Origin of the sequence: Paraburkholderia monticola, assembly GCF_001580545.1 — a bacterium.
Classification (GTDB): Bacteria; Pseudomonadota; Gammaproteobacteria; order Burkholderiales; family Burkholderiaceae; genus Paraburkholderia; species Paraburkholderia monticola.
On sequence record NZ_LRBG01000036.1, the window covers coordinates 53,829 to 79,589 of the forward strand.

Below are 25,761 nucleotides of genomic sequence, written 5' to 3' on the forward strand. Positions count from 1 at the left end.
CGTGTGAGGCAATAATAATCGCGCCGCGTGCAATTCACAAATGTCCGACCGATGCGGATACTGGGTGCCAGCAAAGAGGTTTGCCCGCTCACCCCCGCTCACCCCATTACCGCGCCCTTGCGGCCGTCACGCGATGAACCAGCACAACGACATCGGCACCAACCCTTATACCGGCGGCGTCGCGGCCTTCGTGGCCGGATTGCAATACGAAGCGATTCCTGACGAGGTGCGCGCCCGCATCAAACTGCTCATTCTCGATTCGCTCGGCTGCGCGCTATTCGGCTCGGGCCTCGAGTGGAGCCAGATCCTTGCGAACACGCTCGCGCGCGTCGATACGACCCAGGCTTGCAGCGTGTGGGGCACGCCGATGAAGTTGTCGGCGCCGCACGCGGCCCTCGTCAACGGCACGATGATCCAGAGCTTCGAGCTCGACGACGTGCATCGCGCGGGCGTGCTGCACGTCGGCGCGGTCACGCTGCCCCCGATCCTCGCGATCGCACAGACGCGGTCCGCCGCTGCGCGCATGAGCGGCCGCGAGTTTCTGCGCGCCTGCGTGGCCGGCTATGAAGTGGGGCCGCGCGTCGGTATGTGCATGGGGCCCGAGCACATTGCGCAAGGCTGGCATTCGGGCGCGACCGTCGGCGTGTTTTCGGCGGCAGCGGGCGCGGCGGCCGCGTTGCGTCTCGATACGGCGCAGACGGTACACGCGCTCGGCATCGGCGGCACGCAGTCGGCGGGACTGATGGCGGCGCAATTCGGCGCGATGGTCAAGCGCATGCATGCGGGACGTGCCGCGCAAAGCGGGCTGTATGGCGCGCTGCTGGCGCAGAACGGCTTCACCGGCATCGTCGACGTGTTCGAAAACCCGTATGGCGGCTTTTGCAGCACGTTCTCGCGATCGACGGACCGCTTCGATCTGACGCAATTGATCGACGGCCTCGGTGAGCGTTTCGAGACGATGAACATCGCACTGAAGTTCTATTCGTGCGTGGGCAGCAATCACACGACGCTCGATGCGATCCGCGCGATGCAGGCGCGTCATCCGTTCGCGGCGGGCGATGTGGAATCGATCGTCGTGCATGGCTCGCGCGTGACCGTCGATCACGTCGGTTGGCGATACGTGCCGCAGGGATTGACGTCCGCGCAACTGAACCTGCCCTATTGCGTTGCCACGCTGCTGCTCGAAGGCGATGTGTTCGTCGACCAGTTCAGCGAGGACAGGGTGGCCGACCCCCAGCGCATGGCGTTGGCCGAGCGCGTCCAGGTGCTCGAAGATCCATCGATCACCGCGCTCGGACGCAATGCGCGCCACACGGTGCGAGTCGAGGTGAGACTGCGCGACGGCACGCGGCTGGAGGAAACCGTGCAGTCGCAGCGCGGCAGCGAACATGCATTCGCGAGCGAGGCGGAGATCGTCGGCAAGATGACGAAGCTCGCGGCGCACCGCATCGACGGCGAGAAGATCGCCCGCATCGTGGACTGGGTGATGCACGCCGAAGAACAGCCGGACACGGCGGAGCTCGCGCGTCTGCTCGCCGTTCAAGGGTAACGGCGCGCGCGTCGTCCGCGGCCGCCCGCCAGCGGCGCGGCCGCGGCAAAAACAGCACAGCAGCAGTACAGCAGCAATCCCAGGCACCAGACAAAAGCGGCCCGAAGGCCGCAAGGGGACACAGGATGGCCGCAACACCGCACGATCTTTCGCTACGGACCTCTCTCGACGGGCGGCGGGAGCGCCTGCGCTCGATCATCGGCGGCAGCGCGGGCAACGTCATCGAGTGGTACGACTTTCTCGCGTACTCGATCTTCTCGATCTACTTCAGCAAGGCTTTCTTTCCGGGCGGCAATCAGACGGCGCAACTGCTGAACGCGGCCGCCGTCGCCGCGATCGGCTATGTGGTGCGTCCGCTCGGCAGCTGGGCGATCGGCACGCTCGCGGACCGGCACGGCCGGCGCGTCGCATTGAGCCTATCGGTGGCGATGATGAGCGTCGGTTCATTGATCATCGCGCTCACGCCGACCTATGCGACGATCGGCGTCGCGGCACCCGCCGTGCTGGTCTGCGCGCGTCTGCTGCAAGGCTTCAGCATGGGCGGCGAGGCGGGCACGAGTGCGACCTACCTCAGTGAAATGGCCCCGCGCGGCCGGCGCGGCTTCTTCGTCGGCTTCGTGCAGGTGACGGTGGTGATGGGGCAACTGCTCGCGCTTGCGTTGATGCTCGTCCTTCAGCGGCTCATGCTGTCGCCCGCGCAACTCGAAGCCTGGGGCTGGCGCATTCCGTTTGCAATCGGTGGCGCGCTCGCTATCTTCGCGCTTTATCTGCGGCGCGGCATCGCGGAAACGGATGCGTTCGAGCGCGCCGATGCGTCCGCGTCGGTCAGGCAGCATGACGAAGCCGGGCGCGGCAGTCTCGTTGCGTTGCTGATCCGGCATCGCATGCAGACCTTGTGGACGATCGGCATCAGCATCGGCGGCACCGTCGCTTTCTATACGTTCACGATCTATCTGCAGAAGTACATGGTCAACACGACGGGTTTCAGCCGCAATACGGCGACGCTGATCACCACCGTCGCGCTCGTGATCTACATGTGCTTCCAGCCGCTCTATGGACTGTTGTCGGATGCGGTCGGCCGGCGTCCCGTCATGCTGATCTTCGGTATCGGGGGCACCTTCTTCACGGTGCCGCTGATGCACGCGCTCGGCACGACGCATAGCGTCTGGGCGGCATTCGCGCTGAACCTGGCGGCGCTCGCCATTCTGAGTGGCTTTTCGTCGATTCACTGGCTCGTGAAATCGGAGCTGTTTCCGGCGCGGCTGCGTGCGCTCGGGGTCGGTTTGCCGTTTGCGGTGGTGTCGTCGGTGATGGGCGGCACGACCGAATACCTCGCGTTGAAGTTCAAGCACGCAGGTCACGAGTCGTGGTTCTTCTACTATGTGAGCGCGTGCGCGGCGATCTCGCTCGTCACCTATCTGCTGATGCCGGAGACGCGGCATCGCTCCGTAATCGACGACGAAGCGCAAAAATGACGAACCCGTGACACGCCAACGTGACAAAAACCAGCGCGGGTAATCAGAAAACGAAAGCAGAATCGATCATCGAACTCGTCCAACTCGTGACGAAAGCGCCCGCCTGCGCGACCGGCGAAGAATAACTATCAAGGGAATGCCGGGACGCGGGCAGAATTATCCTGCTCGCGAGGAGCTCGCGCGAAAGCGGCAAACCGGTGCCGCCGAGCGAAACGCTATCCAGCAACGAAGTCCCCGCGGATTGTCTGCTCCAGGCATCCAGTCGCCCCACGTGCTGCCGCGCAGGAAATCGGACCAAGGTCCGATAGGCAATTGCCCGGACCACGCCTAGTCTAAAAGTTGCGCCCGGGGCCGACTCCCGGAGCCGCCATGCAAAGGGTCGTCCATAGGCGCGACACGGCCCGGCATTTCGAACCGGCGCCGTTGCAGCGTGCCCGACGCTTCCGCGTTTCAACCCGGGCTGAGCCTGCATGGACAGGAGACGTCAGTATGAGCGCACGTGCGGCTTCAGACGCTTCGCATTGTGCTGTTCATGTCCGATCCAGGCCGCGCCCCCCGGGGCGTGTTGGGGCGCGCTTATCTGTAAGGCGGCGAACCCGGCTCCACCCTCTCGCAGGCCGACCTCGCCGCGCTCGACGATCCCGATCTGATCTCGAATCGAACCCGTCCAGGCGAGCGTCAATGCATAAGGAGTCCAGGCGATGAAAGCTCCTCAGCGTCCTCTGCGCATCGAGTTGATGGCGCCGCTCTCCGGCGTGCTGGTGCCGCTGGAGACCGTGCCCGATCCGGTCTTCGCGCAGAAGATGGTCGGCGATGGCGTATCGATCGACCCGACCTCGGATGAACTGCTGGCGCCGCTGGCCGGCAAGGTCACGCAACTGCACAGCTCCAACCACGCGGTGACGATCACCAGCGACAACGGTCTGGAAGTGCTGTTGCACATCGGGCTCGACACCGTGTTGCTGCGCGGCGAGGGCTTCATGCCGCTGGTCAAGCAGGGCGACGCCGTCGCGGTGGGCACGCCGCTGATCCGCTTCGATCCGATCGCGGTCGGCGCAAAGGCAGCCAGCCTGCTCACGCAAATGGTGATCGCCAATGGCGATCTCGTCACGCGCTACATTCCCGCGCAGGGCCTCGTCCACGCCGGCACCGACGTCGCGCTGTACGTCGAACTGGTCGGCAACATCGCGGACAAGGAGACGGCTAGCGTCGCCGGGACGATCCTCTCCGGCGAGATCACGCTGCCGAATCCGGCGGGCCTGCATGCGCGGCCCGCCGCGGTCGTCGCCGCCGAAGCGAAGAAGTTCAAGTCCGAAATCCGGCTGCTGCGCGGCGACGCAAGCGCCAATGCCAAATCCGTCGTCGCGCTGATGGGGCTCTCCACCAGCTTTGGCGACAAGCTGCGCGTCGAGGCCCGAGGCCCGGACGCCGCCGAAGCGGCGAGCGCGCTCGCGCGTCTCCTGGCCGAGGGCTCGGGCGAAAAGCCGGGCGCCGCGCCTGCCCCCGCGGCGGACGGCGCGCCGCCACCGGCCGCGCCGGCGCCAGCGCCGGCCCGCGCGGCTGCCGCCGACGCCAACGAATTCAGCGGCGTATCCGCCTCGCCAGGGCTGGCGGTTGGCAAGATCGTGCAGTTCCGCCAGCAAGTCATCGAGGTGAAAGAAGCGGGCGAGTCGCCGCAACGCGAGCGGGCCCAACTCGAAGCGGCCCAGCACCAGGCGCACCTGCAGATCGAGGGGCTCAAAGGGACGCTGATCGATCCGTCGAAGGCGCAGATCCTCGATGCGCATCTCGAACTGCTCGAAGATCCCGACCTGAACGACATCGCGATCGGCAAAATCAGCGAAGGCAAGAGCGCGGGGTTCGCGTGGCGCGATGCGTTCCAGACTCAGGCCGGCATGCTCGAAAAGCTCGACAATCCACTGCTGCGGGAACGCGCCGGCGATATCCGCGATGTCGGCCGGCGGGTGCTCGCGCTGCTCGCGGGCGTGAAGCAGGCGCAGATCGACGTGCCGGAAGAGTCGATCCTGATCGCCGAAGAACTCTCGCCATCCGACACCACCTCGCTCGATCGCAGCAAGGTGCTCGGCTTTTGCACGACTAGCGGCGGCGCGACGAGCCACGTTGCGATCCTTGCGCGCTCGCTCGGCATCCCGGCGATTTGCGGCATCGACGAACGCGCGCTCGATCTCGCCGACGGCACGCCCGTCGTGCTCGACGGCTCGCGCGGCAGCTTGCGGCGCAACCCGAGCGCCGAGGAACTCGAAAAGGCGCGCGAACGCATCAAACGCCAGGCCGCCAAACGCGAAGACGACAAGCTCGCGGCGAGCAAGCTCGCGATGACGGCCGACGGCCACCGCATCGAAGTCGTCGCCAACATTCGCAACGCGCAGGAAGCGCGCGACGCGGTGGCGGCCGGCGCCGAAGGCGTGGGTCTGCTGCGCTCCGAGTTCCTGTTCGACGCACGCGACACCGCACCGACCGAAGACGAACAGGCCGCCGAATATTGCGCGGTGGCCGAAGCGCTGGGCCGCGAACGCACGCTGGTGGTGCGCACGCTCGACGTCGGCGGCGACAAGCCGCTCGCCTATCTGCCGCTGCCGAAGGAAGACAATCCGTTCCTCGGTCTGCGCGGTGTGCGCGTGAGTCTGGCGCGCCCCGACATCTTCCGCACGCAGTTGCGCGCGATCCTGCGCGCGGCGCCGCTCGGCAATCTGCACGTGATGTTCCCGATGATCACCACGGTCGAGGAAGTACTGGAGGCGCGCAAGCTGCTGCTCGAAGAAGCCGGCGATCGCGCGGCCAGCGTCAAGGTCGGGGTGATGATCGAAGTGCCGGCGGCCGCGCTGATTGCCGAGCCGCTCGCCCGCGAAGTCGATTTCTTTTCGATCGGCACGAACGATCTGACGCAGTACACGCTCGCGATGGACCGCGGCCATCCGCAGCTCGCGAAACAGGCCGACGCGCTGCATCCGGCGGTGCTGCGGCTGATCGGCATGACGGTCGATGGCGCGCATCAGCATGGCAAATGGGTCGGCATTTGCGGCGGGATCGCCTCGGATGCGATGGCCGTGCCGGTGCTCGCGGGCCTCGGCATCGACGAGCTGTCGGTCAGCATTCCCGCGGTCGGTTCGATCAAGGCCCAGCTCGCCCGGCTGACGATGGACGAAGCCCGCACGCTCGCCGCCGAAGTGCTGCGGATGGGCACCGCCGCCGAAGTTCGCGCGCGTCTGTCACGCTTTGCCGACTAAGCGGAACAACAGGAGACCAGCCATGTTCTCGCATGCCTTCGGAGTCTTGCAGAAAGTCGGCAAATCGTTGATGTTGCCGGTCGCCGTGCTACCCGTGGCCGGCCTGTTGCTCGGGCTCGGCGCGACCGACTTTCACGGTTACGTGCCGGCCGTCATACTCGAGCTGATGAAGAACGCGGGCGACGTGATCTTCGGCAACCTGCCACTGATCTTCGCAATCGGCGTCGCGCTTGGCTTCACCGAGAACGATGGCGTCTCGGGCGTCGCCGCGACGATTGGGTATCTCGTGATGACGGCGACGCTCGGCGTGATCGCCAAAGTGGAAGGCATCGAAACATCCGCGATCATGGGCATTCCATCCATCCAGACCGGCGTGTTCGGCGGTATCCTCGCCGGCGGCCTCGCGGCGTGGATGTTCAACCGCTACTACAGGATCGCGTTGCCGCCATATCTCGGCTTCTTCGCCGGCAAGCGCTTCGTGCCCATCGTGACGGCGATCGGCGCGATCGTGCTCGGCGGGCTCCTGTCCTTCGTGTGGCCGCCGATCGGCAACGGGATCAAGGCCTTCTCCGAGTGGGCGGCGGTTTCTGATCCGCGCACCGCGGCGACCGTGTACGGATTCGTCGAGCGTCTGCTGATCCCGTTCGGGTTGCATCACATCTGGAACGTGCCGTTCTTCTTCGAAATGGGCAGCTTTGTCGATCCGACCACCGGCAAGACGGTTCACGGCGACATCGCCCGTTACTTCGCGGGCGACCCGACCGCGGGCATTCTGGCGGGCGCGTTCCTGTTCAAGATGTTCGGCCTGCCTGCCGCGGCGATCGCGATCTGGCACTGCGCGAAGCCGGAGAAGAAAGTGGCGGTCGGCGGCATGATGGTGTCGGCCGCGCTCACCTCGTTTCTGACCGGCATCACCGAGCCGATCGAATTCGCGTTCCTGTTCGTCGCGCCGGTGCTTTACTTCATTCACGCGTGCCTCGCGGCGTCAGCGCAGTTCGTGGCGAACACGCTGGGCATGCGCATGGGCTTCACGTTCTCGCAAGGCGGCATCGACTTTCTGATGTTCAACCTGATCGGCGGCAAGGCCACGCATGCGTGGTACGTGTTCATCCTCGGCCCGATCTACGCGGTGATCTATTACAGCGTGTTCCGCTTCGTCATCACGCGCTTCAACCTCAAGACGCCGGGCCGCGAGGACGACACCGCCGAAACCGCTACGGTCGCCGCGAGCGGCACGGGCGGTCGCTCGCGCGAACTCGTGCTGGCCTTTGGCGGGCGCTCGAATATCACCAGTCTCGACGCCTGTATCACGCGTTTGCGGATTTCCGTGAAAGACCCGGCGCGCGTCGACGAGCCCAAGCTCAAGGCGCTCGGCGCCGCGGGCGTGGTGCGGGTGGGTAACGGCGTGCAGGCGATCTTCGGGCCGCTGTCGGAGAACATGAAGACCGACATGCAGGAGTATCTGAAGACGGCGGGCAGCGACGCCGATCTGCCGGTGGCCGACGCGCCAGGCGTGGCAGCGGCGGCCACGGCTGCGGCTCCAGCGGCTGCCGCCGCCGCTGCCGCGCCAGGCGAGCCGCAGGAGGCAGCGCGCGCGCAACAGATTCGCGCGGCGTTGGGCGGCGCGGCGAACATCAGGAAGCTCGACGCGCTGGCCGCCACGCGCCTGCGGGTCGAACTGGCGGACGCGTCGCGGATCGACCCGGCCGCGCTGAAAGCAGCGGGGGTCGCCGCGACACAAACGTTGCAGAACGGCGCGCTCGATCTGATCGTCGGCCTCGGCGCGCCGAACCTCGCAGGCGCGATGCGATAGAAACCAGCAGGCATCGGCTCCGGCTACCCGCCGGCACGAGGCCGAGCCAGACGGGAGAACGGGCGTGAGCGATGTCCCTACGATCGCTGCAGTCGGGAACCACAGAGCCGCCGCAAGCGAGGCGTATTGCGAGCGCATCTGGCGTACGCGCCCCGTGAGGATCGATCTTGCTCAGCCCTGAAACACCTCTTCAGACCCGCTATCGCACCCAGCCTGGGTCGCGCTTTCCGCCCGGTGCGTCGGTCGTGCCAGGCGGTGTGAACTTTTGCGTGTTCTGCCGGCGGGCGACGCAAGTCGATCTGCTGCTATACGCATCGGAAGACAGCGTCGAGCCGTTTCAGGTCGTGTCGCTCACGAGCGAGGCCAACCACACGTATTTCTACTGGCATGTGTTCGTCGAGGATCTTCCGCTGCGCTGTTGCTATACGTGGCGCGCGTACGGCCCGCTCGGCGTGCCGCAGATGAGCGACGAAGCCGCCAGTCGTGTGGAACTGCTCGACCCCCAGGCGCGGGGCGTGAACGACCGCTTCTATTGTCGCGAGCATGCCGCGCAGGAACAGGCTGTCGAGCGCGGGGCGCTCAGAGGCATCGTCACGGAACCGCTGTCACGTCGCGAGGACGACGTCGACATCCGCACGCTCGACGACGCGATCATCTACGAGCTCCACGTCGGCGGCTTTACGCGGCATCCGTCGAGTGGTGTGCGACATCCGGGCACCTTCGCGGGCCTGATCGAGAAAATCCCTTACCTGCAGGCGCTCGGCGTCACGCATGTCGAACTGCTGCCGGTGATGGCCTTCGACGAACAGGACCTGCCCGCGTTCGCGGCCGCGCGCGGCCTCTCCAACTACTGGGGCTACAGCACGCATAGCTTCTACAGCGCGCATCCGCGCTATTGCGTCGACCCGGCGTGCGGGCCGCAGGAGTTCCGCGAGTTCGTCGATGCCTTGCACTCGGCAGGCATTCGCGTGCTGCTTGACGTGGTGTTCAATCACACCTCCGAAGCGGGCCTGAACGGGCCGGTGATCCATTTCAAGGTATTCGGCAACGACGCCTTCTATCAGGTCGATCTGAGCCACCCCCAGCACTACCTCGATTACACGGGCTGCGGCAACACGGTCAACTGCAACCATCCGCTCGTGACCGCGTTCATCGTGCGCTGCCTCGAATATTGGGTGCGCGATCTCGGTGTGGACGGTTTTCGCTTCGATCTCGCGAGCGTGTTCGCGCGCGGTGAGAATGGCGAACTGCTGCGCAAGCCACCGTTGCCATGGGTCATGGAGGCCTCGCTGGTGCTCGCGCGCGTGCCGTTGATTGCCGAAGCATGGGACGCCGGCGGTCTGTATCAGGTCGGCGCGTTTCCGGGCATGGCATGGGCAGAATGGAACGGGCGCTACCGCGACGTGATCCGTCGCTACGTGCGCGGCGATCCGGGCCTCATCGGCGAGGTGTGCACCTGCATGGCGGGCAGCGCGGATCTCTATCAGGACGATGGCCGGCTGCCCGCGAACAGCGTCAACTTCGTCACCTGCCATGACGGCTTCACGCTGAACGATCTCGTGAGCTACAACGGCAAGCACAACGAGGCGAACGGCGAGGACAACCGCGACGGCAGCAATGACAATCTGTCGTGGAATTGCGGCGCCGAAGGCCACACGGACGACCGTGCGATCGTCGATCTGCGGCTTCGCCAGGCGCGCAATCTGATGGCGATCCTGTTGCTGAGCCGCGGCGTGCCGATGCTGCTGGCGGGCGACGAAACCTTGCGCAGCCAGCGCGGCAACAACAACGCGTACTGCCAGGACAACGCGATTTCATGGCTCGACTGGGATTTTTCCGCCGATGCGCTCGCCATGCTGCGTTTCGTGCGCGAGATGATCGCGCTGCGCAAGCGTCACGCGAGCCTGCGCGGCCGGCGTTTTCTGACGGGCCGTCCCGCGCCCGGGCACCTGCATGCCGATGTGACGTGGCACGGCGAACGGCTCGGCGCGCCGGCATGGCACGACTCGAACGCGCGCTTCGTCGCGTTCACGCTCGCGGGACTCGCGCCCGACGAGCCGCTGTTGCACGTGATCCTCAACATGAACGCAGAGACGCGCGACGCGGCGCTGCCGCCTCTGGGCGACGCGAGTTGGCGGCGCGTCGTCGATACGGCCGCGGCACCACCGTCGGACATCGTTGCGGAGCTTGAACTTGCGCGCGTCGAACGCGGCGCCTGCCGGGTGGAAGCGCGCAGCGTCGTGGTGCTCGAATCGGGGTGAATGTGCCGGTGATGCTGGAAGGTGCGCGACATGGCGTCTTTGATGGTCGTGTGCCGCCGGGTTGCTTTGTCCATCTAGAGGGGGCGGTATGGATGCAGTCAGAACTTTCCTCGACAGTCAGCCGCTGTTCGCGCTCTTTCTGACCATTGCGATCGGCTACCTGATCGGCGAGATCAACATCAAGGGCGTGGCGCTGGGCTCCGGGGCCGTGTTGTTCGTGGGACTGGCGATCGGCGCGTTTGCGCCGAAATCCGCGCCGCCGGCGTTGCTCGGCACGCTCGGATTGCTGCTGTTCCTGTATGGCATCGGCATTCAGTACGGTGCGCAATTCTTCCGCGGGCTCACCAGCCGGGAAGGCATGAAGGCCAATGCGGCCGCCTTTATCGGTGTGATCGCGTCGGGTCTGGTGGCGTGCGCGTTCATCCGTTTCGGCATCACGCTCGCCGATTCGCTCGGGATGTTCGCGGGCAGCGGCACCAGCACGGCGAGCCTGCAGGTCGCGATCGCATCGATGAAGAGCAACGATGCCGCCGTCGGCTACAGCATCGCGTATCCGTTCGGCGTGGCCGGGCCGATTCTATTTATCTATGCGCTAAACGCGACGCTGAGAGTGAAGATACCCAAGCCGCCGGCGAAGTTGCTGGAGACCGCGGAAATCGCGCTGAGCAATGCGAGTCTGTTCGGTCTGCGGCTCTCGGAGCTCGCGACCCGCCTGCCGGCCGGCGTGGCGATCGCGGCCGTGCGGCGCGCGCATCACAATCAGCTGCCCACCGACGACTTCATACTGCGCGCCGACGACGTGCTGCTCGCCACCGCCACCGACCGCCGCCTGCTCGACGAAACCACGGCGCTGTGCGGCGAGTTGCAGCCGGGGCGCATGGCGATTCATCGGGAAGACCTCGACTACATGCGCGTGTTCGCGTCGAATCCGTCGGTCGTCGGCATGGCGCTCGGCAATCTGCGCTTTCCCGACGGCGTGGACTGCTCGATCGCGCACGTGCGGCGCGGCGACGCCGATCTGCTGTCGAGCCCGGATCTGATTCTCGAAGCGGGCGACCGCGTCGGCTTGCTCGTCAATCGTGCGCATCAGGCGACGGTCCGCGCGTTCTTCGGCGATTCGATCAAGACGACGGCCGACCTCAGTTTCATCTGCCTCGGCATCGGCGCGGCCGCGGGGCTGCTGGTCGGCGCGATCCCGCTGCGCCTGCCCGGGCTCGGTGCCTTCAGCCTGGGTCTCGCGGCCTTGCTGCTGGTCGCGCTGTGCCTCGGCAAGGCGCGCCGCAGCGGACCGTTCGTCTGGGTGATGCCGCTATCGGCGAATCTCGTGCTGCGCAATATCGGGCTGACGATTTTTCTCGCGCAGGTCGGCATCTCCTGCGGACCGAAATTCGTCGACACCGTGGGCACCGCCGGGCCGATGCTGCTGATCTTTGGCGTGGTCACGCTGCTGGTGCTGGTCGGTGCCACCGCGGTATGCTGCCTGTGGATCTTCAGGCTGCCTTTCGATACGTCGATCGGCGTGATCTGCGGCGCGACCGGCAATCCGGCCATTCTTGCCTTCGCCAATCGCGTCGCGCCGACGGATCAGCCCGACATCATGTACGCGATGATTTTTCCGTCGATGACCATCGTCAAGGTGCTGTTCGTGCAGATCGCCATAGCGATCGCGGCGGGCTAGACGCGGCTGCGCCGCACGTGAACGGAACTCGAATTGCGGATTCAGGAGGAGCACATCATGAAAGTGGCGATATTCAGCTCGACGCGCTATGAACGGGACTATCTCGACGAGGCCAACAAGGTCGAGCAGCACCAGCTGCATAACTTCGACGTTTCGCTGAACATGGACAGCGTCGGTCTCGCCGCGGGCTTCGGCGCGGTCTGCATCTTCGTCAACGACGAGGCCGACGCGCAGGTGCTGGAGACACTGCATCAGGGCGGCACGCAGCTGCTCGCGTTGCGCTGCACGGGCTTCAACAATGTCGATCTGGAAGCCGCGGCGAGGCTCGGGATCAAGGTGGTGCGCGTCGTCACGTACCCGCCGTACTCCGTGGCGGAGCACGCGGTTGCGCTGCTGCTCGCGGTCAACCGCAAGGTGCATCGCGCCTATAACCGCACCCGCGACTCGAATTTTTCGCTCGACGGCCTGGTCGGCTTCGACCTTCACGGCAAGACGGTTGCGGTGGTCGGAACCGGCAAGATCGGCTGCGTGTTCGCGAGGATCATGCTCGGCTTCGGCTGCGAGGTGATCGGTTTCGATCCCTACCCGTCGGCGGAATTCCAGGCGCTCGGGCTGAGCTATGCGAAGACCGGCGAGATCGGCGAGAAAGCCGACATCATTTCGCTGCATTGTCCGCTCACGCCCGAGACCCATCACATCATCAATTCGAAGACACTCGAGCGGGCAAAGGGAGGCGCGATACTGATCAATACGAGCCGGGGCGGGCTGATCGATACCGAAGCCGCGATCGAGGCCTTGAAGAGCGGGCTGCTCGGCGGACTCGGGATCGACGTCTATGAACAGGAGGCGGATCTGTTCTTTCGCGATCTCTCCAGCGAAATCATTACCGACGACGTGTTCCAGCGCCTCGTATCGTTTCCCAATGTGATCGTCACCGGGCATCAGGCCTACCTGACACGCGAGGCCTTGACGACCATCTGCGAAACGACGTTGCAGAGCATCACGGCCTTCGAAAAGAATCAGCCTTTGGAGAACGAGGTCAAGGTCGGATAGAGGCGCTGCTACTGGTCTGGAACCGACTCGTCCCCCTGTTCGGGCGGCGGTTCGACGTCAGTCTGCGGCGCCGCCTGGAGTCGCTGTTCTGGAAGCGGCTCGACGCTTTGCACGGTGTCCGGCTGAACGCTCCTGATTTCGACGGGCGGTTCGGCGGCGCGCGTCGATACGCTGTGCTGGCCGGGGCCCAGGCCGCTGCTCAGGCCCGTGCCGATATTCGAGGTGGTGGTGTTGGCGCTCTTGAGGACGCCGCGCGGATTGAACAGGAAAACGGCCGCGGAGGTGCGCGTGTCGCCGCCGCCGACCAGCGACCCAATGAACGGAAGAAAGCTTTCAGGGTGGGGCCGCGATGTCACGTACGTGTAGACGAGGAGCGTCGAACCGTCGTCCAGCGCGCTCTCTACCGTTGCAGGGCCGAGCACGGCTATCACCTGTTGCAACGTCGTCACGCCAGGCTTGAAGTGCGACATCTCTTCGGGTTTCACTTCGACGCCGGCCGACAGGCAACCGGCAAGCATTACGCTGCATAGCAGTCCAGCCACGTGTGCGCGCTTCATGTTGTCCCCCTCGACGTACACGAAGCCCGGGCTTGCGATCCGCGGCATGCCCGGTCTTCCAAATAGGGGCGCCGTCGGCATTGTCCGGCTTGTCGCTGACGGCCATCGCATCGTCGGGTGTTCTGGCTGCGCTACGTCCCTTCGAATTTAAGTGTAGATCGATTGAAACGTTCCTACACGGGGACGGTTTTGTCGGAGCGGGCAGCCGTCACTTTTCCGCACGTGCAGGCAGGCGTTATGAACGCCTGAAGCGCGTAAAGTAGGACTTGCAGGTGAAAGCGGACTAAGAAACTCCGCGGGAGAGACCAATGAGAAAGCCCATTGCATTTTCGTTGGCGCATGGCGCGTGCGCCGTTGCACTCGTGCTCTGCGCTTGCGCACAGCCGCAGCAGCGCGTGCAAATCGGCATGGACCAGCAGGCGATCGTCGCGAAGCTCGGTCCGCCGAAGGAGACCTACGATCTGCCCAACGGCGGCAAGCGTCTCATGTGGCCCACGCAGCCGATGGGATCGACGACCGTCGCCGTCGACCTCGATGCGTCGGGCAAGACGACCAGTGTGCGGCAAGTGCTTCAGGACACCGAGTTTTATCGCGCCGAGGTCAACAAGTGGACGCGCGACGACGTGCTGGTCGCGTTCGGGCGGCCGTTCGAGACCGTGTACTTCAAGATGATGGATCGCGAGGTGTGGTCGTATCGATACATGGAAAGCAACATCTACCACATGCTCTTCAATTTCTATTTCGACCAGCAGGGCGTGCTCAGGAATACGCAGAAGCAGCCGGACCCGCAGTTCGATCCGAGCCAGCGCAACATGTTCTGAATGGCGAAAGACGCCCCGCGCTCCACGATGTGCCGTGAAGCGCGCCCTTGCTGCATACACAGGTTCACGATACTGGAAGACCCCAAGACATGGTTGCAGACCTCGCACACCACTGGTTGGCATTCAGTCCGTCCGTAGCCACTGCAAAGGCGGCGGGCCGCCCGCTCGTCGCGCTGGAGTCGAGCATCATCGCTCACGGCATGCCCTACCCGGAGAACATACGCACGGCGCGCGAAGTGGAGGCCTTGATCCGCGAGGCGAGAGCCGAGCCCGCGACGATTGCGCTGATCGGTGGGCGAATCCGCATCGGCCTGTCCGACGACGAGCTGGAACTGCTGGGCCGCTCGGGCAACGTACACAAGGTGAGCCGCCGCGATCTGCCCGCCGTGCTGGCCGGTGGCGGGCTCGGTGCCACCACAGTGGCGGGCACGATGATCTGTGCCGCGCTGGCCGGCATCGAGGTCTTCGTCACCGGAGGTATCGGCGGCGTGCACCGTGGCGCGCAGGAAACCTTCGATATCTCGGCGGACCTGCAGGAATTGGCGAAGACCTCGGTGGCGGTCGTCTGCGCCGGTGCGAAGTCGATCCTGGACATCGGGCTCACGCTGGAATATCTGGAAACGCACGGGGTGCCGGTGCTCAGTTGCGAGCAGGACAATTTCGCCGCGTTCTACACGCGCGACAGCGGCTTTCGCGCGGACCTCAGGCTCGACGACGCGGCGGACCAGGCGCGCTTCATCCGCACCAAGTGGGACCTGGGTCTCGAGGGCGGCGTCTTGATCAGCACGCCGGTGCCGGAAGCGGCAGCGATGCCGTCCGACGAGATCGATGCGCTGACCAGCCAGGCCCTCACCGATGCCGCGGCGCAAGGCGTTGCCGGCAAGGCAGTGACGCCTTTCCTGCTGGCTCGCATCAAGGCGCTGACTGGCGGGCGCAGCCTCGCGACGAACATCGCGATCGTGAAACACAACGCCGAGGTCGGGGCACGGCTGGCGCTGGCGTTGACACGCGCGGAGCGCGGGACAGCCGCGGCCTAGCCGCCGCAACGTCGCGCCTTGCCCGAGGGCCGTTCGTGAAGTAGATTTTTTCTAATGAAATCCGAAGCGGGAGCGACGGCCATGGAACTGAGCGTAGAACGTGTCGATGTCTGGGCAGCGACCATCGACGACAAACCGGGCGGCCTTGCGAAGGTATTAAGCGTCTTGCGGGAGGCGGGTGTCGACTTGCAATTCGTCGTGGCACGTCGCACGGAGGCAGCGGGCAAGGGGGTCGTGTTCGTCGCGCCGATCCAGGGAGACAGTGCGATCCGTGCCGCCACGCAGGCAGGGTTCAGCATCACGCCGAGCCTTCACTCCATCCGGGTGATGGGTCTGGACCAACTGGGCATCATCGGGCAATTGACCGAAATGCTGGCGGATGGCGGCATCAACCTCCGAGGCGTCTCGGCCGCTGTACTCGGCACGCAGTTCATTGCCTATGTCGCGCTCGACTCGTTGAGCGATGCCGACAAGGCGATCGACATTCTGCAAAGGGCCTGAAGCGCCCGTACCGGACCGCAGAACCCGGCGACAGCCATGCCAGGTGAGCTCAGCGCAAACACTTAACCTGGCTCGGTGTGACGCTGCCGGTAAATCGATTGCCGAAATGGGTTCGCGTGTAGTTGACGACAGCGGCGACCTGATCGTCATCCATCGTATCGCCAAACGGTGGCATTGCCGCTCGGCCGTGCAATACGTTGGTGATGACGTAGGGCGCTGCTTCGAGTGCCGGGTTGCCGGCGAGCGCCGGATAGTGACCCGCGCCCTGTGCGCCTTTTCCATCCAGCATATGGCATCCCGCGCAAGTCGCGTTGTAGAGCGCTTCGCCGGTCGTTTCGGTGAAGCGGTAGCCTGGCGAAATCGTGAAAGTGCGCGGGCTGTCCTGGGCCACATCCCGAGCCGACACCGGTGCCGTTGCCGTAGCCATCAGCAAGGCCATCAGCATCGCTTTGAGACTCAGCGTCGACCTAGCCATTGACGATTCTCCGATGCAACCGGGTGATCGCATCCAGAGACGACAGCACGGCGCCTTCCTGCCATGCCGGCAGATGGGAAGCATGCTCTCCGGCAAGGACGATTCGTCCGTCGATCTGACACAGATTCGTGTAATGCGCTTGTCTCAATTCATCCGTCCACGCGGCGAAGCAGCCATTCGTGAACGGTGATCGGCTCCAGCTCATCGCGAAGCCGTTCTGATACTCGAGCGCGTACTGCGGATGAATCTGGCTGCCCTGACTCAATGCCACCGCGATCCGTTCCGCAGGCGGCAACGCGCCCGTCTCATAGCTGGCGGGCCCCCACATGTAGGCGCCGAGCAGCACCGCGGGACCGGACGATCCGTAACCTGTCGCCGGATAGCCGATCGCCGAGATCGGCAGGTCCGTGCGCGTGATGCCGCCGTAGATCTGCTCGTCTTCCTCCCAGAATCGCCGGCCGAATTGCAGGCCGATTTTCACCGATGTCTCGTAGGGCACGGCATCGATCGCTGCGCGCATGGGTGGGCTGACCGCCATGTCGATCTGACTCAGAATCGAGAGCGGGATCGTGCACACCAGCCAATCCGCGTGCGCGTTGCGCTCGCTCCGGGTGGTCGTATCGGTATAGCGCACCGTGACGCCTTGCCCGTCCTGCAAGATGGCCGTGACCCTGGCATTGAACACGACGGCGCTCGCGACCTGCGCATGAAGCGCATGGGCAATCCGGTCCATGCCGCCGACGGGTTGGAATAGGGTGCCCTGGTAGTCCAGCTCGTTTCCGGACGACAGCCATTGCCACAAATGCGAAGCAAGCAAGGGCTCGCGCGGCAAGAGATCCGACGGCACGGCTTCGGGCATCAGCCCGCCGCCGCGCGCGGTCGCGAAGCCGCGACGGTCACTGCTTCGCTCGCCCGCCTGATAGCGACCATCGCGGTCGAGCGCGCCCCATCGGCGCAGGGATTCGAGCAGCAGCTGCGCGTCGTCGGCTGACAACGCATCGTCGAGTGCGTCTTTGCGGATCGCTTTGGAAAGCAGCTCGGCGACATAGCCTTGATAGTCGGTCTGCACCGTCCGGAATCGTTGCGGCTTGCCGCCGAAAGCCTCGGTCGAATGAAAGTAGGCGTTGTGGTTGACCTGGATGAACGGCTCGAGCGGCACCTTCAGGCGCTTTGCATAGTCGAGTACGCCCTGGTGATGGTATGGAATGCGCCACGGCCCTGGGTTCAGATAAAGGCCGTCAGCGAAATCGCAGTACTGGGTTGCGCCGCCGAGTTCCGTATATCGATCGCCGCCCCTGACCGTCCAGGACCGGCCACCCGGGCGGTCGTTGTACTCGAGCACCTGAACCTGGTAGCCCGCGTTCCTCAACTCGAAGGCCGCGACAAGGCCGGCCATGCCCGCGCCGAGCACGAGAATCCGCGTTCCTTTGGGTGCACCTTCGAGTCTGATCGGTCCGGCGTAGGTCGAGGCAGCGGCGAATCCCAACGTGTCCATGCCTTGCATCATGGCGGCCGCGCCGAGGTTCTTGCCGATCAGCGTCAGCAGGTGCCGGCGGCTCATTTTATTTGTAGTCATTCCCGACATAAGTACATGCAACCCCGACTGGAGGGAAACGATGTCGAACGAAATCAGATGGCACCCGTCCCCGTGCGGGTCAATCCGTCTCGCTCAAGTCTTGAGCGCGGAAGCCAGAACGCAGCTCATCGGCAGCCTCAGGTCCCCGGCATCGCCCCGATACGCCTCCGCATCGCGTGCGACAGCCCCTTCGATCGACGCGAGCGCGGCCGGCGTCTGGGCGTTCAGCAACGCGGCAAATCGCACGCCACCACGCAGGAGCGCATGAAAAGGTGTATCGGGAGCATGAAGCACGAGGGTGAGGTCCAGCTCCCGCACGTCCGGTTGAACGAATCCGGCATCGAGCAATACGCGCCTCGATTCCTGCCAATCGCTGAACCGGAAGAACGGTGGTCCCGGCGGGATGGCAACCTCGGTTGTCCCGTGCTGCTCGACTGCCTTCAACACCATCCCGAAACCCACCGCTTTATCCGGCGTCGCCCATACCGTGAAGGCGATTCTGCCATTGGGCTGCAGGACACGAAACGCTTCCGCGAGCGCGCGCTCGGGGTGCGGGAAATGCAACAATGCGAAGCTGATGCCCACGGCCGCGAAGCTTTCATCGGGAAATGGCAAATTCTCCGCGTCGCCGACGCGGAACTCGAGCCCTGGAAAGACGCGTCTCGCCTTGTCGACCATCGCAACCGAGAAATCCACACCAGCCACGTTCGCGCCGCGCCGCGCGGCCGCGGCAGCGAGGTAGCCAGGACCGCATGCGACGTCGAGAAAACGCGCACCCCGCCCAACGCAGAGTGACTCGAGCATTGCGTGGTTCGACTGGGCGGTCAAATCGCCGAAATACGCGTGATAGGCCTGCGCGACCCGCTCCCAACCTTCGTGCTCGAAGGCGCTGAAGTCCAGTTGTCCCATGCTTACCCCCACCGGTTCGACACGTTGGCAAGTTGTAGCGCTGGCCTATGTTCCACGTAAACAATAAGTCTGCCTATCGGGAAAACAATCCAGGCCGGCGACACAAAGAACAAACGAACATGTGATGCGGCGCATCAACAAGCATCTCCCGAAGCCGCCGAACGGGCGCTTGTGGGCTAGGTTGTTTGTGATTCCGTCTCGCTCGAACAAATACCAATGCCGACTTTTAGCACTATAGTTGAAGAGGTTTCCTGCCTTTCGATGCAGCGCGACAAACGCGCCACATCTCGAAGGCGGCCGGTGCATCGCGGCGTGTTTGCCCATCGGGCGAACGAGACTGCAAAAAGCGCCGGTGCAAGGGAGCGGCAGATGAAACACACAAAAACACCGTCACTTCGATATCAGGTCGAAAAATGGCTGGCCCCCACCGCAGCGGTGCACGTCACCGCGTTCGGGCACAGCGGCTTGGGCGGAGGGCGCTACGTCCGCGTGGAAACCTTGCTGGCGTCGGGTCCACACGCGCTGTTCTTCTTTGAACACGACGACGGCTACTGGGACGTGTTTCCACCCGCTGGTGACGCGGGGCGATGGCGCGGAAGGGGCGGGATTGCGCGCGGCGGTTAGCTTTAGCGCGGACGACGCTCGCGGCGCTCAACCACCGCCGTCGACCTTCACCTCGAACTCCGCCTAACCAATTGACGCATCCCGCGGATCTCCCCACACGCGAATCATCTCGTCGACAAATCGTTGAATGGCGAGATGGCGGCTGTGCCGCGGCTTCTGTACGACGCCGATCTCACGATAAAACGTATGAGCGCCGAGATCCAGCGAGACGACCCCCGGCGGCCATTCGCGCAACCCGGTCGTTCTTGGAACGAGCGCAACACCCGCGCCGCTCGCGACCATCTGGGCGATACCGTGCAGGTCGACGATTTCGATCGCATCATGCACGGCGATGCGCTCGCGCGACAGAAACTGTTCGACCAGTTGCCCGCCAAATGAGCTTCGCGCGTAACGAATGAACGGGGCACGCTGTAACAGCGTTCGCCACCGCGGACCCGCCATCGACTCAGGGACCAACAGCACGAACGGCTCCAACGCCAGGCGTCGCCATTCGAAACTGGCAGGCAGCGTGAACTGCGGCTGGCTCAGTACTGCGAGGTCGATGTCGCCCGCATCGAGCTGGCCGAGCAACGAGAGGCCGCCGCTCGTCACGATCTGAACCCGCCATGCCGGAAACACCTCGCGGAACGCAGCGACCGGTCGGGCCAGTACCGACTCCTGAGCTGAAGCGACCGCGCCGACCCGCAGCGTGCCGGTGTTCTCAGCAATGCTGGGCTGTTTCAGCAACCTCGCGTACACGCCCATCATCTCCTCGGCCAGCGTGAGTGCTTCCTCGCCGGCCTTTGTCAGATACGGCGTTCGACCGGACCGGTCGAATAGCGTGACGCCGAGTTCCTCTTCGAGCCGCTGGATTTGCGAGCTGACTGCCGATTGCGTCAGGCCGATGCGCGCCGCGGCCGCCGAGAAGGTGCCGTGTTCGACCACAGCCATGAAAGTCTTCAGTTCACGCAACATTTCAACACATCGAATTTTTCGATAGATCGCATAGAAATATATCGTTTTACTCAGAAATTCGATAGCTCTAACCTAGCCGGCGAGACAACCCCCGGAGCACCCGAATGAAAATCAGGCAGGTCAGAGTCACGCCGGTCGCCGTCAGGAATCCGCCTTTGCTGAACAACGGCGGCCTGTACAACCCCTATACGGTGCGATCGATCATCGAGGTCGAGGCGGACAATGGACTCATCGGCCTTGGCGAAACCTTCGGCGACAAGCTGGTGCTGGACCGCCTGAGTTCGGTTCGGGAGCATCTCGTGGGACTGAGCCCGTTCGATCTGAATGCGCTGCGGCGACTCACGCAAACGCAGGCGCCGCATCCCGGATCGGAGGCATTTCGCTTCCTGCCTGGTTCTTGGAATGGCAACCCCACCGATGCCAAGATCTTCGGCGCATTCGAGGTCGCCTTCCTCGACCTTCAGGCGCGGCACCTGGGCATCCCTCTGTGTGAGCTGCTCGGCGGCGCGGTGCGCCAGGAGGTGCCGTTTTCCGCCTACCTGTTTTTCAAGTACGGCACCGACTATGCCCGCAAGGTCGACGCGGACTATGCCGAGCACGATCCGTGGGGCGAGGTGCTGAACGTCGAACAGCTTGTCGGCGAAGCGCGACGCATGATCGACCTGTACGGGTTTCGCAGCATCAAGGTCAAGGCGGGCATCCTCACGCCGGATCAGGACGTGGCCTGCATCAAGGCGCTGAGAAAGGCATTCCCCGATCATCCGTTGCGCCTCGATACGAATGGCGGATGGTCGCAGGACACCGCGCGCCGGATGGCGGAGCAGCTCGCCGGAGACCTCGAGTATTACGAAGACCCCACTCCGGGTCTAGGCGGCATGGCGGACCTGCATCTCGCGACCGGTCTGCCTCTCGCGACCAACATGGTGGTCACGGACTTCGACGAATTCCGCCGCAACATCACCGTGAATGGCGTCCAGGTGATCCTGTCTGATCACCACTATTGGGGCGGCTTGCGCGCAACCCAGCAGCTCGCGCATCTATGCGAGATGTTCGACATCGGCCTGTCGATGCATTCGAACTGCCACCTCGGGATCAGCCTGATGGTGATGACGCACATCGCGGCCGCGACGCCGAATCTGAGCTACGCATGCGATACGCACTACCCGTGGTTCACGGAAGACTTGCTGCTCGATGGCCGGGTGCCAATCAAGGATGGTAATGTCGCCGTTCGCGATCTGCCGGGCATCGGCGTGGAGCTGGATCGACGCGCGCTGGCCGAGTTGCATCAGCAGTATTTGCGCTGCGGCTCGCACGGCCGTGACGACGCCGCGCAGATGCGTAAGTTCAAGCCCGACTGGGAGCGAAAAAAACCGCGGTTCTGATCACGCCTTGAAGCGCTGACGGAGGAGACAATCGCAATGAATAGACAGGTTTGGGCATCGGTTGCCTTTTACGGGTCGGGTGAAATCGCCAACAACTTCATCTACGCGATGGGGGCGATGTTCCTGCTGAACTACTACACGGATGTGGCCGGTATTCCGGCCGTCGCCGTGGGTACGCTACTACTCGTGATTCGCATCTTCGACGCGGGCGCGGACATCTGGGCAGGTCGGGTGGTCGACCGCACCAACACGCGATGGGGGCGCTTTCGCCCCTATCTGCTATGGTGCGCAATCCCGCTCGCTGCCGCGAACGTGCTGGTGTTCTCGGTGCCGCGCCACTGGTCAGGTGATCTCAAGCTGGTGTATGCGTACGTCAGTTACGCTCTGCTCGGCCTTCTGTTCTCGTTTGTCAGCATCCCCTATGGATCGCTATCGGCTGCAATCAGTCAGAACGCGCGGGTGAGGGCGATGCTTGGCGTGTCGCGCGAAGTGGTGGCCTCGCTGACGGCGATTTTTCTTGCGGTCGTGATTGCGCCGAAGATTCATGGCGCGGCGCATGGCGGCGAGTCGATGCACGCGATCTATACGCGCTACCTGATCGTATTCGGACTGATCGGCGTGGTGTCGTACGCGGTCTGCTTCGCCGGCACGAAAGAGACCGTCGAATACCAGAAGGAATCGCGAACGCTTGCGAGCAGCCTGCGGACCGTCTTCAGGAATCGCGCGCTGCTGTTCATCTGCTTCGCGCAGATCTGTATCGTGGCGGCGTATTTCTCGATGAACGCCACCATCATCTACTTCGCCCGCTACGTGCTGAAGAACACCGAAGTACTGGTCGAGATCGTGGTCGCGCGAAAGCTGCTCGGGCTGCTCGTCGCGGTTCCGCTGACGGCCTGGCTGGTCAGGCGTTTCGGGCGAAAGGGCGCGTTCATCACGGGACTGGGCGTATACGTGGTCGGCTTCCTGTTGCTGTATTGCTTTCGCACGACGGACGTTTCTCTGATTCTCGCGTTCTTCAGCGTGATATCGGTCGGCCAGATGCTGACTTCATCGATGGCCTTCGCACTGCAGTCCGACACCGTGGAGTACGGCGAGTACGTGAGCGGCGAACGTATCGAGGGGATGAGCTATGCGTTCTTCTCGTTTGCGCGCAAGAGCGGACAGGCTTTCGGCGGCGCGATTCCCGCGTTTGTTCTCGCGATGTCGGGGTATGTGCCCAACCTGGCCAATCAGGGCGCTGACAGTGTGTCTGGGATCTATACCGCATTGACGCTGATACCTGCATCGTTGCTGGGCCTGACGATGCTCGTGTTCGTCTTTTATCCGCTGACCGAACGGCGATATGCGCAGATCGTGGCGGAGATCCAGGCGCGACGCAAGCCGGATGAGCGGACGCCCGAACCCGTCCATGAAACCCAGCTTGCGCGGGACCTGAGCTAGGTCTTCGCGATGGGAGATTTCGCGCCGCACGCGCGAATCACAAGCTGCACGACCTGTTCGGTCGCCGCATCGAAGGCCTTTTGCGACAGCGCGCGCTTACCGCTGAGCGCGCGTATCTGCGCATCGAAATCCGCGTAGTGCTGCGTGGTGGCCCAGATCATGTACATCAGCGTTTGTGCATCCACGTTCGCGAGCAGGCCGCGCGCAACCCAGTCGTCGATGACGGTCACGCGCGTGTCGAGCCACGGCTTCACGCGATGCGCGAGGATGTCCTGCATGTGCTCGGCGCCGTGGATGATTTCGTTCGCCCATACCTTCGATCCGAGCGGCCGCCGCCGCGACAATTCCATCTTCGCGCGCACATAGCCGCCGATCGCATCGACGGGATCGTCACTGCCTTCGAACGTGTTCGCCGCGCGATGCCAGTCTTCGAACAGATCTTCGAGCACGCGCCGATAGAGCGCGAGCTTCGTCGGGAAGTAGTAATGGACGTTGGCTTTCGGTAAGCCCGCGCGTTCGGCGATCATCGCCGTGCTCGCGCCTTCGAAGCCGCGCTCCGCGAACACGGCCTCCGCGCACGCCAGAAGATGGGCTTCGTTGCTCTCGCGAATGTGCGCCTTGCGACGCCGCAAAGGCGGCGCTGCTTCGTCGTTGTCCGTCGCGCTCAACATTGTGTCGTCGTGTTTCATCGTGGGCCTCGGTGCCGCTTCGCGCTTTATTCTAGCCGCTCGTGTCCGTGTCGACATAGCCATTCGCGCCGCCTTGTCATCCGGGCAAAAACACATGCTGCATCGCAATGGCATGCTTCTCGCTCTGAGGGAGAACTGTATCGGCCCGCACAAAAGACGTTGATTTGATGATTTTAATCGGCTACAACCTGTCCAATCGGACAGGATTCGCAGTGGGCAGCATGGTCAGGGTTTACCAAGGCCGTTGATCGGATGTTGCGGGCATCGCACCACGCACGCCTGCGGTGCATCGATGCCCAACGGCGAGGCCGGTTGCGCCGCCGCTGCACCATTTTCACTTCGTCGCGAGGCCCTGCACAGTGTCTCGCGGTTGGACTGCAAAGCGTGTTGATCCAGAGGAGCACGACGAATGAATGCGGTATCCGAAGCGTTGAAGCAAGGACTCGATACGTCGATCACGGTGAACGGCAAACGCCTGTGGGATAGCCTCATGACGATGGCGAAGATCGGCGCGACGAAGAAGGGCGGCGTCTGCCGTCTCGCGCTCACCGATCTCGACAAGCAAGGGCGCGACCTCATCGTCAGTTGGGCGAAAGAGGCGGGTTGCACGGTGAGCGTCGATCAGATGGGCAATGTGTTCATGCGGCGCGCGGGTACGAACCCGAACGCGTTGCCCGTGCTGACGGGCTCGCACGCGGACTCGCAACCCACGGGCGGGCGCTTCGACGGCATCTACGGCGTGCTCGGCGGGCTCGAAGTGATTCGCAGCCTCAACGACCGCAACATCGAAACCGAGCATCCGATCGAAGTCGTGATCTGGACCAACGAGGAAGGCTCGCGCTTTGCGCCCGCGATGGTGGCATCGGGCGTGTTCGCGGGTGTCTTTACGCTCGACTATGGCCTGTCGCGCAAGGACGTCGACGGCAAGACGATCGGCGCCGAGCTCGAACGGATCGGCTATGCGGGCGATGTGCCGTGCGGCGGCCATCCGCTGCACGCGGCGTTCGAATTGCATATCGAGCAGGGTCCGATACTCGAAGCCGAACAGAAGACGATCGGTGTCGTCACCGATGCGCAAGGACAGCGCTGGTACGAAATCACACTGACGGGCCAGGAAGCGCATGCGGGCCCGACACCGATGCCGCGCCGCAAGGACGCGTTGCTCGGCGCGGCGCGCGTCGTCGATCTGGTCAACCGGATCGGCCTCGCGCACGCCCCGCTTGCGTGCGCGACGGTCGGCATGATGCAGGTGCATCCCAACTCGCGCAACGTGATTCCCGGCCGCGTGTTCTTCACGGTCGATTTCCGTCATCCGGACGATGCCGTGCTCGCGAAGATGGACGCCGAATTGCGCGAGGGGGTGGCGAAGATCGCCGGCGGCATCGGCCTCGAAACGGAACTCGAACAGATCTTTTACTACGAGCCCGTCAAGTTCGATGCGGCGTGCGTGAAGTCCGTGCGCGCCGCTGCCGAACGCTTTGGTTATTCGCATCGCGACATGGTGTCGGGCGCGGGTCATGACGCGTGCTATCTCGCGCAGGTCGCGCCGACATCGATGGTGTTCGTGCCTTGTGTCGATGGGATCAGTCACAACGAAATCGAAGACGCGACGCCCGAATGGATCGAGGCCGGCGCGAACGTATTGCTGCACGCGATGCTGGAGCGCGCCTGCGAGAGTGCGCCGTAAGCGCCCGATGATGCCGTAGCACTGCAACGCTT

At 64.1% G+C, this 25,761-nt stretch carries 20 protein-coding genes; 14 read left to right on the forward strand and 6 right to left on the reverse strand.

The window, feature by feature from the left end; translation table 11 throughout:
• Positions 1-133: 133 nt before the first annotated feature.
• The 7 genes from CI15_RS23350 (at position 134) to CI15_RS23385 (ending at position 13,077) form a co-directional block, all read left to right on the forward strand.
• On the forward strand, positions 134-1,549 hold the full coding sequence (locus tag CI15_RS23350; RefSeq protein ID WP_062131814.1) for an MmgE/PrpD family protein: 1,416 nt from the start codon (positions 134-136) through the stop codon (positions 1,547-1,549).
• Positions 1,550-1,674: 125 nt separating this feature from the next.
• Positions 1,675-3,024 (forward strand): MFS transporter, encoded by a 1,350-nt coding sequence (locus CI15_RS23355; protein ID WP_062131817.1) that lies wholly within the window; start codon positions 1,675-1,677, stop codon positions 3,022-3,024.
• A 701-nt stretch (positions 3,025-3,725) separates the two neighbouring features.
• Positions 3,726-6,272 carry a phosphoenolpyruvate--protein phosphotransferase gene (ptsP, locus tag CI15_RS23365; RefSeq protein WP_062131822.1) on the forward strand — a complete coding sequence of 849 codons (2,547 nt, stop codon included), beginning with the start codon at positions 3,726-3,728 and terminating at the stop codon, positions 6,270-6,272.
• A gap of 22 nt (positions 6,273-6,294) precedes the next feature.
• Positions 6,295-8,085 carry a PTS glucose transporter subunit IIBC gene (gene ptsG / locus CI15_RS23370; protein ID WP_062131825.1) on the forward strand — a complete coding sequence of 597 codons (1,791 nt, stop codon included), beginning with the start codon at positions 6,295-6,297 and terminating at the stop codon, positions 8,083-8,085.
• Positions 8,086-8,249: 164 nt separating this feature from the next.
• Entirely contained in the window at positions 8,250-10,346 is a 2,097-nt protein-coding gene (locus tag CI15_RS23375) for a glycogen debranching protein (RefSeq protein ID WP_420915875.1), read from the forward strand.
• 88 nt (positions 10,347-10,434) lie between these two features.
• On the forward strand, positions 10,435-12,024 hold the full coding sequence (locus CI15_RS23380) for an aspartate:alanine exchanger family transporter (RefSeq protein WP_062131831.1): 1,590 nt from the start codon (positions 10,435-10,437) through the stop codon (positions 12,022-12,024).
• A gap of 57 nt (positions 12,025-12,081) precedes the next feature.
• Entirely contained in the window at positions 12,082-13,077 is a 996-nt protein-coding gene (locus tag CI15_RS23385) for a 2-hydroxyacid dehydrogenase (RefSeq protein ID WP_062131833.1), read from the forward strand.
• Positions 13,078-13,085: 8 nt separating this feature from the next.
• Here the strand turns inward: CI15_RS23385 and CI15_RS23390 are convergent, their stop codons facing one another.
• Complete coding sequence (locus CI15_RS23390; protein ID WP_241495899.1) at positions 13,086-13,682, reverse strand: hypothetical protein; 597 nt, start codon at positions 13,680-13,682, stop codon at positions 13,086-13,088.
• 260 nt (positions 13,683-13,942) lie between these two features.
• On the opposite strand from CI15_RS23390, the gene CI15_RS23395 reads away from it, so the two are divergent.
• The 3 genes from CI15_RS23395 (at position 13,943) to CI15_RS23405 (ending at position 15,993) form a co-directional block, all read left to right on the forward strand.
• Positions 13,943-14,455: a hypothetical protein gene (locus tag CI15_RS23395; protein ID WP_062131836.1), complete on the forward strand. Its 513-nt coding sequence runs from the start codon at positions 13,943-13,945 to the stop codon at positions 14,453-14,455.
• 89 nt (positions 14,456-14,544) lie between these two features.
• Complete coding sequence (locus CI15_RS23400; RefSeq protein WP_062131839.1) at positions 14,545-15,492, forward strand: pseudouridine-5'-phosphate glycosidase; 948 nt, start codon at positions 14,545-14,547, stop codon at positions 15,490-15,492.
• 81 nt (positions 15,493-15,573) lie between these two features.
• Entirely contained in the window at positions 15,574-15,993 is a 420-nt protein-coding gene (locus tag CI15_RS23405) for an amino acid-binding protein (RefSeq protein ID WP_062131842.1), read from the forward strand.
• 49 nt (positions 15,994-16,042) lie between these two features.
• On the opposite strand, the gene CI15_RS23410 is transcribed toward CI15_RS23405, so the two are convergent.
• The 3 genes from CI15_RS23410 to CI15_RS23420 form a co-directional block, all read right to left on the reverse strand.
• On the reverse strand, positions 16,043-16,468 hold the full coding sequence (locus CI15_RS23410; protein WP_062131845.1) for a c-type cytochrome: 426 nt from the start codon (positions 16,466-16,468) through the stop codon (positions 16,043-16,045).
• On the reverse strand, positions 16,461-18,029 hold the full coding sequence (locus CI15_RS23415) for an NAD(P)/FAD-dependent oxidoreductase (protein WP_241495900.1): 1,569 nt from the start codon (positions 18,027-18,029) through the stop codon (positions 16,461-16,463). The genes CI15_RS23410 and CI15_RS23415 overlap by 8 nt, the downstream gene beginning before the upstream one ends.
• A gap of 108 nt (positions 18,030-18,137) precedes the next feature.
• The gene (locus tag CI15_RS23420) at positions 18,138-18,953 is read right to left on the reverse strand and encodes a class I SAM-dependent methyltransferase (protein ID WP_062131851.1); all 816 of its coding nucleotides are present in this window, start codon (positions 18,951-18,953) and stop codon (positions 18,138-18,140) included.
• A gap of 369 nt (positions 18,954-19,322) precedes the next feature.
• Between CI15_RS23420 and CI15_RS35620 the strand changes: the two genes are divergently transcribed.
• A complete protein-coding gene (locus CI15_RS35620; RefSeq protein ID WP_075643759.1) occupies positions 19,323-19,577 on the forward strand; it encodes a hypothetical protein in 255 nt (84 codons plus the stop codon).
• A 63-nt stretch (positions 19,578-19,640) separates the two neighbouring features.
• On the opposite strand, the gene CI15_RS23425 is transcribed toward CI15_RS35620, so the two are convergent.
• The gene (locus CI15_RS23425; protein WP_063910566.1) at positions 19,641-20,531 is read right to left on the reverse strand and encodes a LysR family transcriptional regulator; all 891 of its coding nucleotides are present in this window, start codon (positions 20,529-20,531) and stop codon (positions 19,641-19,643) included.
• 104 nt (positions 20,532-20,635) lie between these two features.
• Between CI15_RS23425 and CI15_RS23430 the strand changes: the two genes are divergently transcribed.
• Together CI15_RS23430 and CI15_RS23435 are read left to right on the forward strand one after the other, a co-directional pair.
• Positions 20,636-21,913, forward strand: coding sequence for an enolase C-terminal domain-like protein (locus CI15_RS23430; RefSeq protein ID WP_062131854.1), 1,278 nt, complete (start codon positions 20,636-20,638; stop codon positions 21,911-21,913).
• A gap of 36 nt (positions 21,914-21,949) precedes the next feature.
• A complete protein-coding gene (locus CI15_RS23435; protein ID WP_062131857.1) occupies positions 21,950-23,353 on the forward strand; it encodes a glycoside-pentoside-hexuronide (GPH):cation symporter in 1,404 nt (467 codons plus the stop codon).
• On the opposite strand, the gene CI15_RS23440 is transcribed toward CI15_RS23435, so the two are convergent.
• Positions 23,350-24,042, reverse strand: a complete 693-nt coding sequence (locus CI15_RS23440; protein ID WP_174543261.1) for a TetR/AcrR family transcriptional regulator — start codon at positions 24,040-24,042, stop codon at positions 23,350-23,352. The two genes, CI15_RS23435 and CI15_RS23440, sit on opposite strands and share 4 nt — an antisense overlap.
• A 409-nt stretch (positions 24,043-24,451) precedes the next feature.
• On the opposite strand from CI15_RS23440, the gene CI15_RS23445 reads away from it, so the two are divergent.
• Complete coding sequence (locus CI15_RS23445; protein ID WP_062131863.1) at positions 24,452-25,729, forward strand: Zn-dependent hydrolase; 1,278 nt, start codon at positions 24,452-24,454, stop codon at positions 25,727-25,729.
• Positions 25,730-25,761: the final 32 nt, after the last annotated feature.

Excerpts from the sequence above, each read along its gene's own strand:
- CI15_RS23380 (WP_062131831.1), top strand. The coding sequence starts at position 10,435 with ATGGATGCAGTCAGAACTTTCCTCGACAGTCAGCCGCTGTTCGCGCTC.
- CI15_RS23355 (WP_062131817.1), top strand. The coding sequence starts at position 1,675 with ATGGCCGCAACACCGCACGATCTTTCGCTACGGACCTCTCTCGACGGG.
- CI15_RS23430 (WP_062131854.1), top strand. The coding sequence starts at position 20,636 with ATGAAAATCAGGCAGGTCAGAGTCACGCCGGTCGCCGTCAGGAATCCG.
- CI15_RS23385 (WP_062131833.1), top strand. The coding sequence starts at position 12,082 with ATGAAAGTGGCGATATTCAGCTCGACGCGCTATGAACGGGACTATCTC.
- CI15_RS23390 (WP_241495899.1), bottom strand. The coding sequence starts at position 13,682 with ATGCCGCGGATCGCAAGCCCGGGCTTCGTGTACGTCGAGGGGGACAAC.
- CI15_RS23425 (WP_063910566.1), bottom strand. The coding sequence starts at position 20,531 with ATGTTGCGTGAACTGAAGACTTTCATGGCTGTGGTCGAACACGGCACC.
- CI15_RS23420 (WP_062131851.1), bottom strand. The coding sequence starts at position 18,953 with ATGGGACAACTGGACTTCAGCGCCTTCGAGCACGAAGGTTGGGAGCGG.
- CI15_RS23435 (WP_062131857.1), top strand. The coding sequence starts at position 21,950 with ATGAATAGACAGGTTTGGGCATCGGTTGCCTTTTACGGGTCGGGTGAA.
- CI15_RS23410 (WP_062131845.1), bottom strand. The coding sequence starts at position 16,468 with ATGGCTAGGTCGACGCTGAGTCTCAAAGCGATGCTGATGGCCTTGCTG.
- CI15_RS23415 (WP_241495900.1), bottom strand. The coding sequence starts at position 18,029 with ATGAGCCGCCGGCACCTGCTGACGCTGATCGGCAAGAACCTCGGCGCG.
- CI15_RS23400 (WP_062131839.1), top strand. The coding sequence starts at position 14,545 with ATGGTTGCAGACCTCGCACACCACTGGTTGGCATTCAGTCCGTCCGTA.
- CI15_RS23440 (WP_174543261.1), bottom strand. The coding sequence starts at position 24,042 with ATGAAACACGACGACACAATGTTGAGCGCGACGGACAACGACGAAGCA.
- CI15_RS23405 (WP_062131842.1), top strand. The coding sequence starts at position 15,574 with ATGGAACTGAGCGTAGAACGTGTCGATGTCTGGGCAGCGACCATCGAC.
- CI15_RS35620 (WP_075643759.1), top strand. The coding sequence starts at position 19,323 with ATGAAACACACAAAAACACCGTCACTTCGATATCAGGTCGAAAAATGG.
- CI15_RS23350 (WP_062131814.1), top strand. The coding sequence starts at position 134 with ATGAACCAGCACAACGACATCGGCACCAACCCTTATACCGGCGGCGTC.
- ptsP (WP_062131822.1), top strand. The coding sequence starts at position 3,726 with ATGAAAGCTCCTCAGCGTCCTCTGCGCATCGAGTTGATGGCGCCGCTC.
- CI15_RS23445 (WP_062131863.1), top strand. The coding sequence starts at position 24,452 with ATGAATGCGGTATCCGAAGCGTTGAAGCAAGGACTCGATACGTCGATC.
- ptsG (WP_062131825.1), top strand. The coding sequence starts at position 6,295 with ATGTTCTCGCATGCCTTCGGAGTCTTGCAGAAAGTCGGCAAATCGTTG.
- CI15_RS23395 (WP_062131836.1), top strand. The coding sequence starts at position 13,943 with ATGAGAAAGCCCATTGCATTTTCGTTGGCGCATGGCGCGTGCGCCGTT.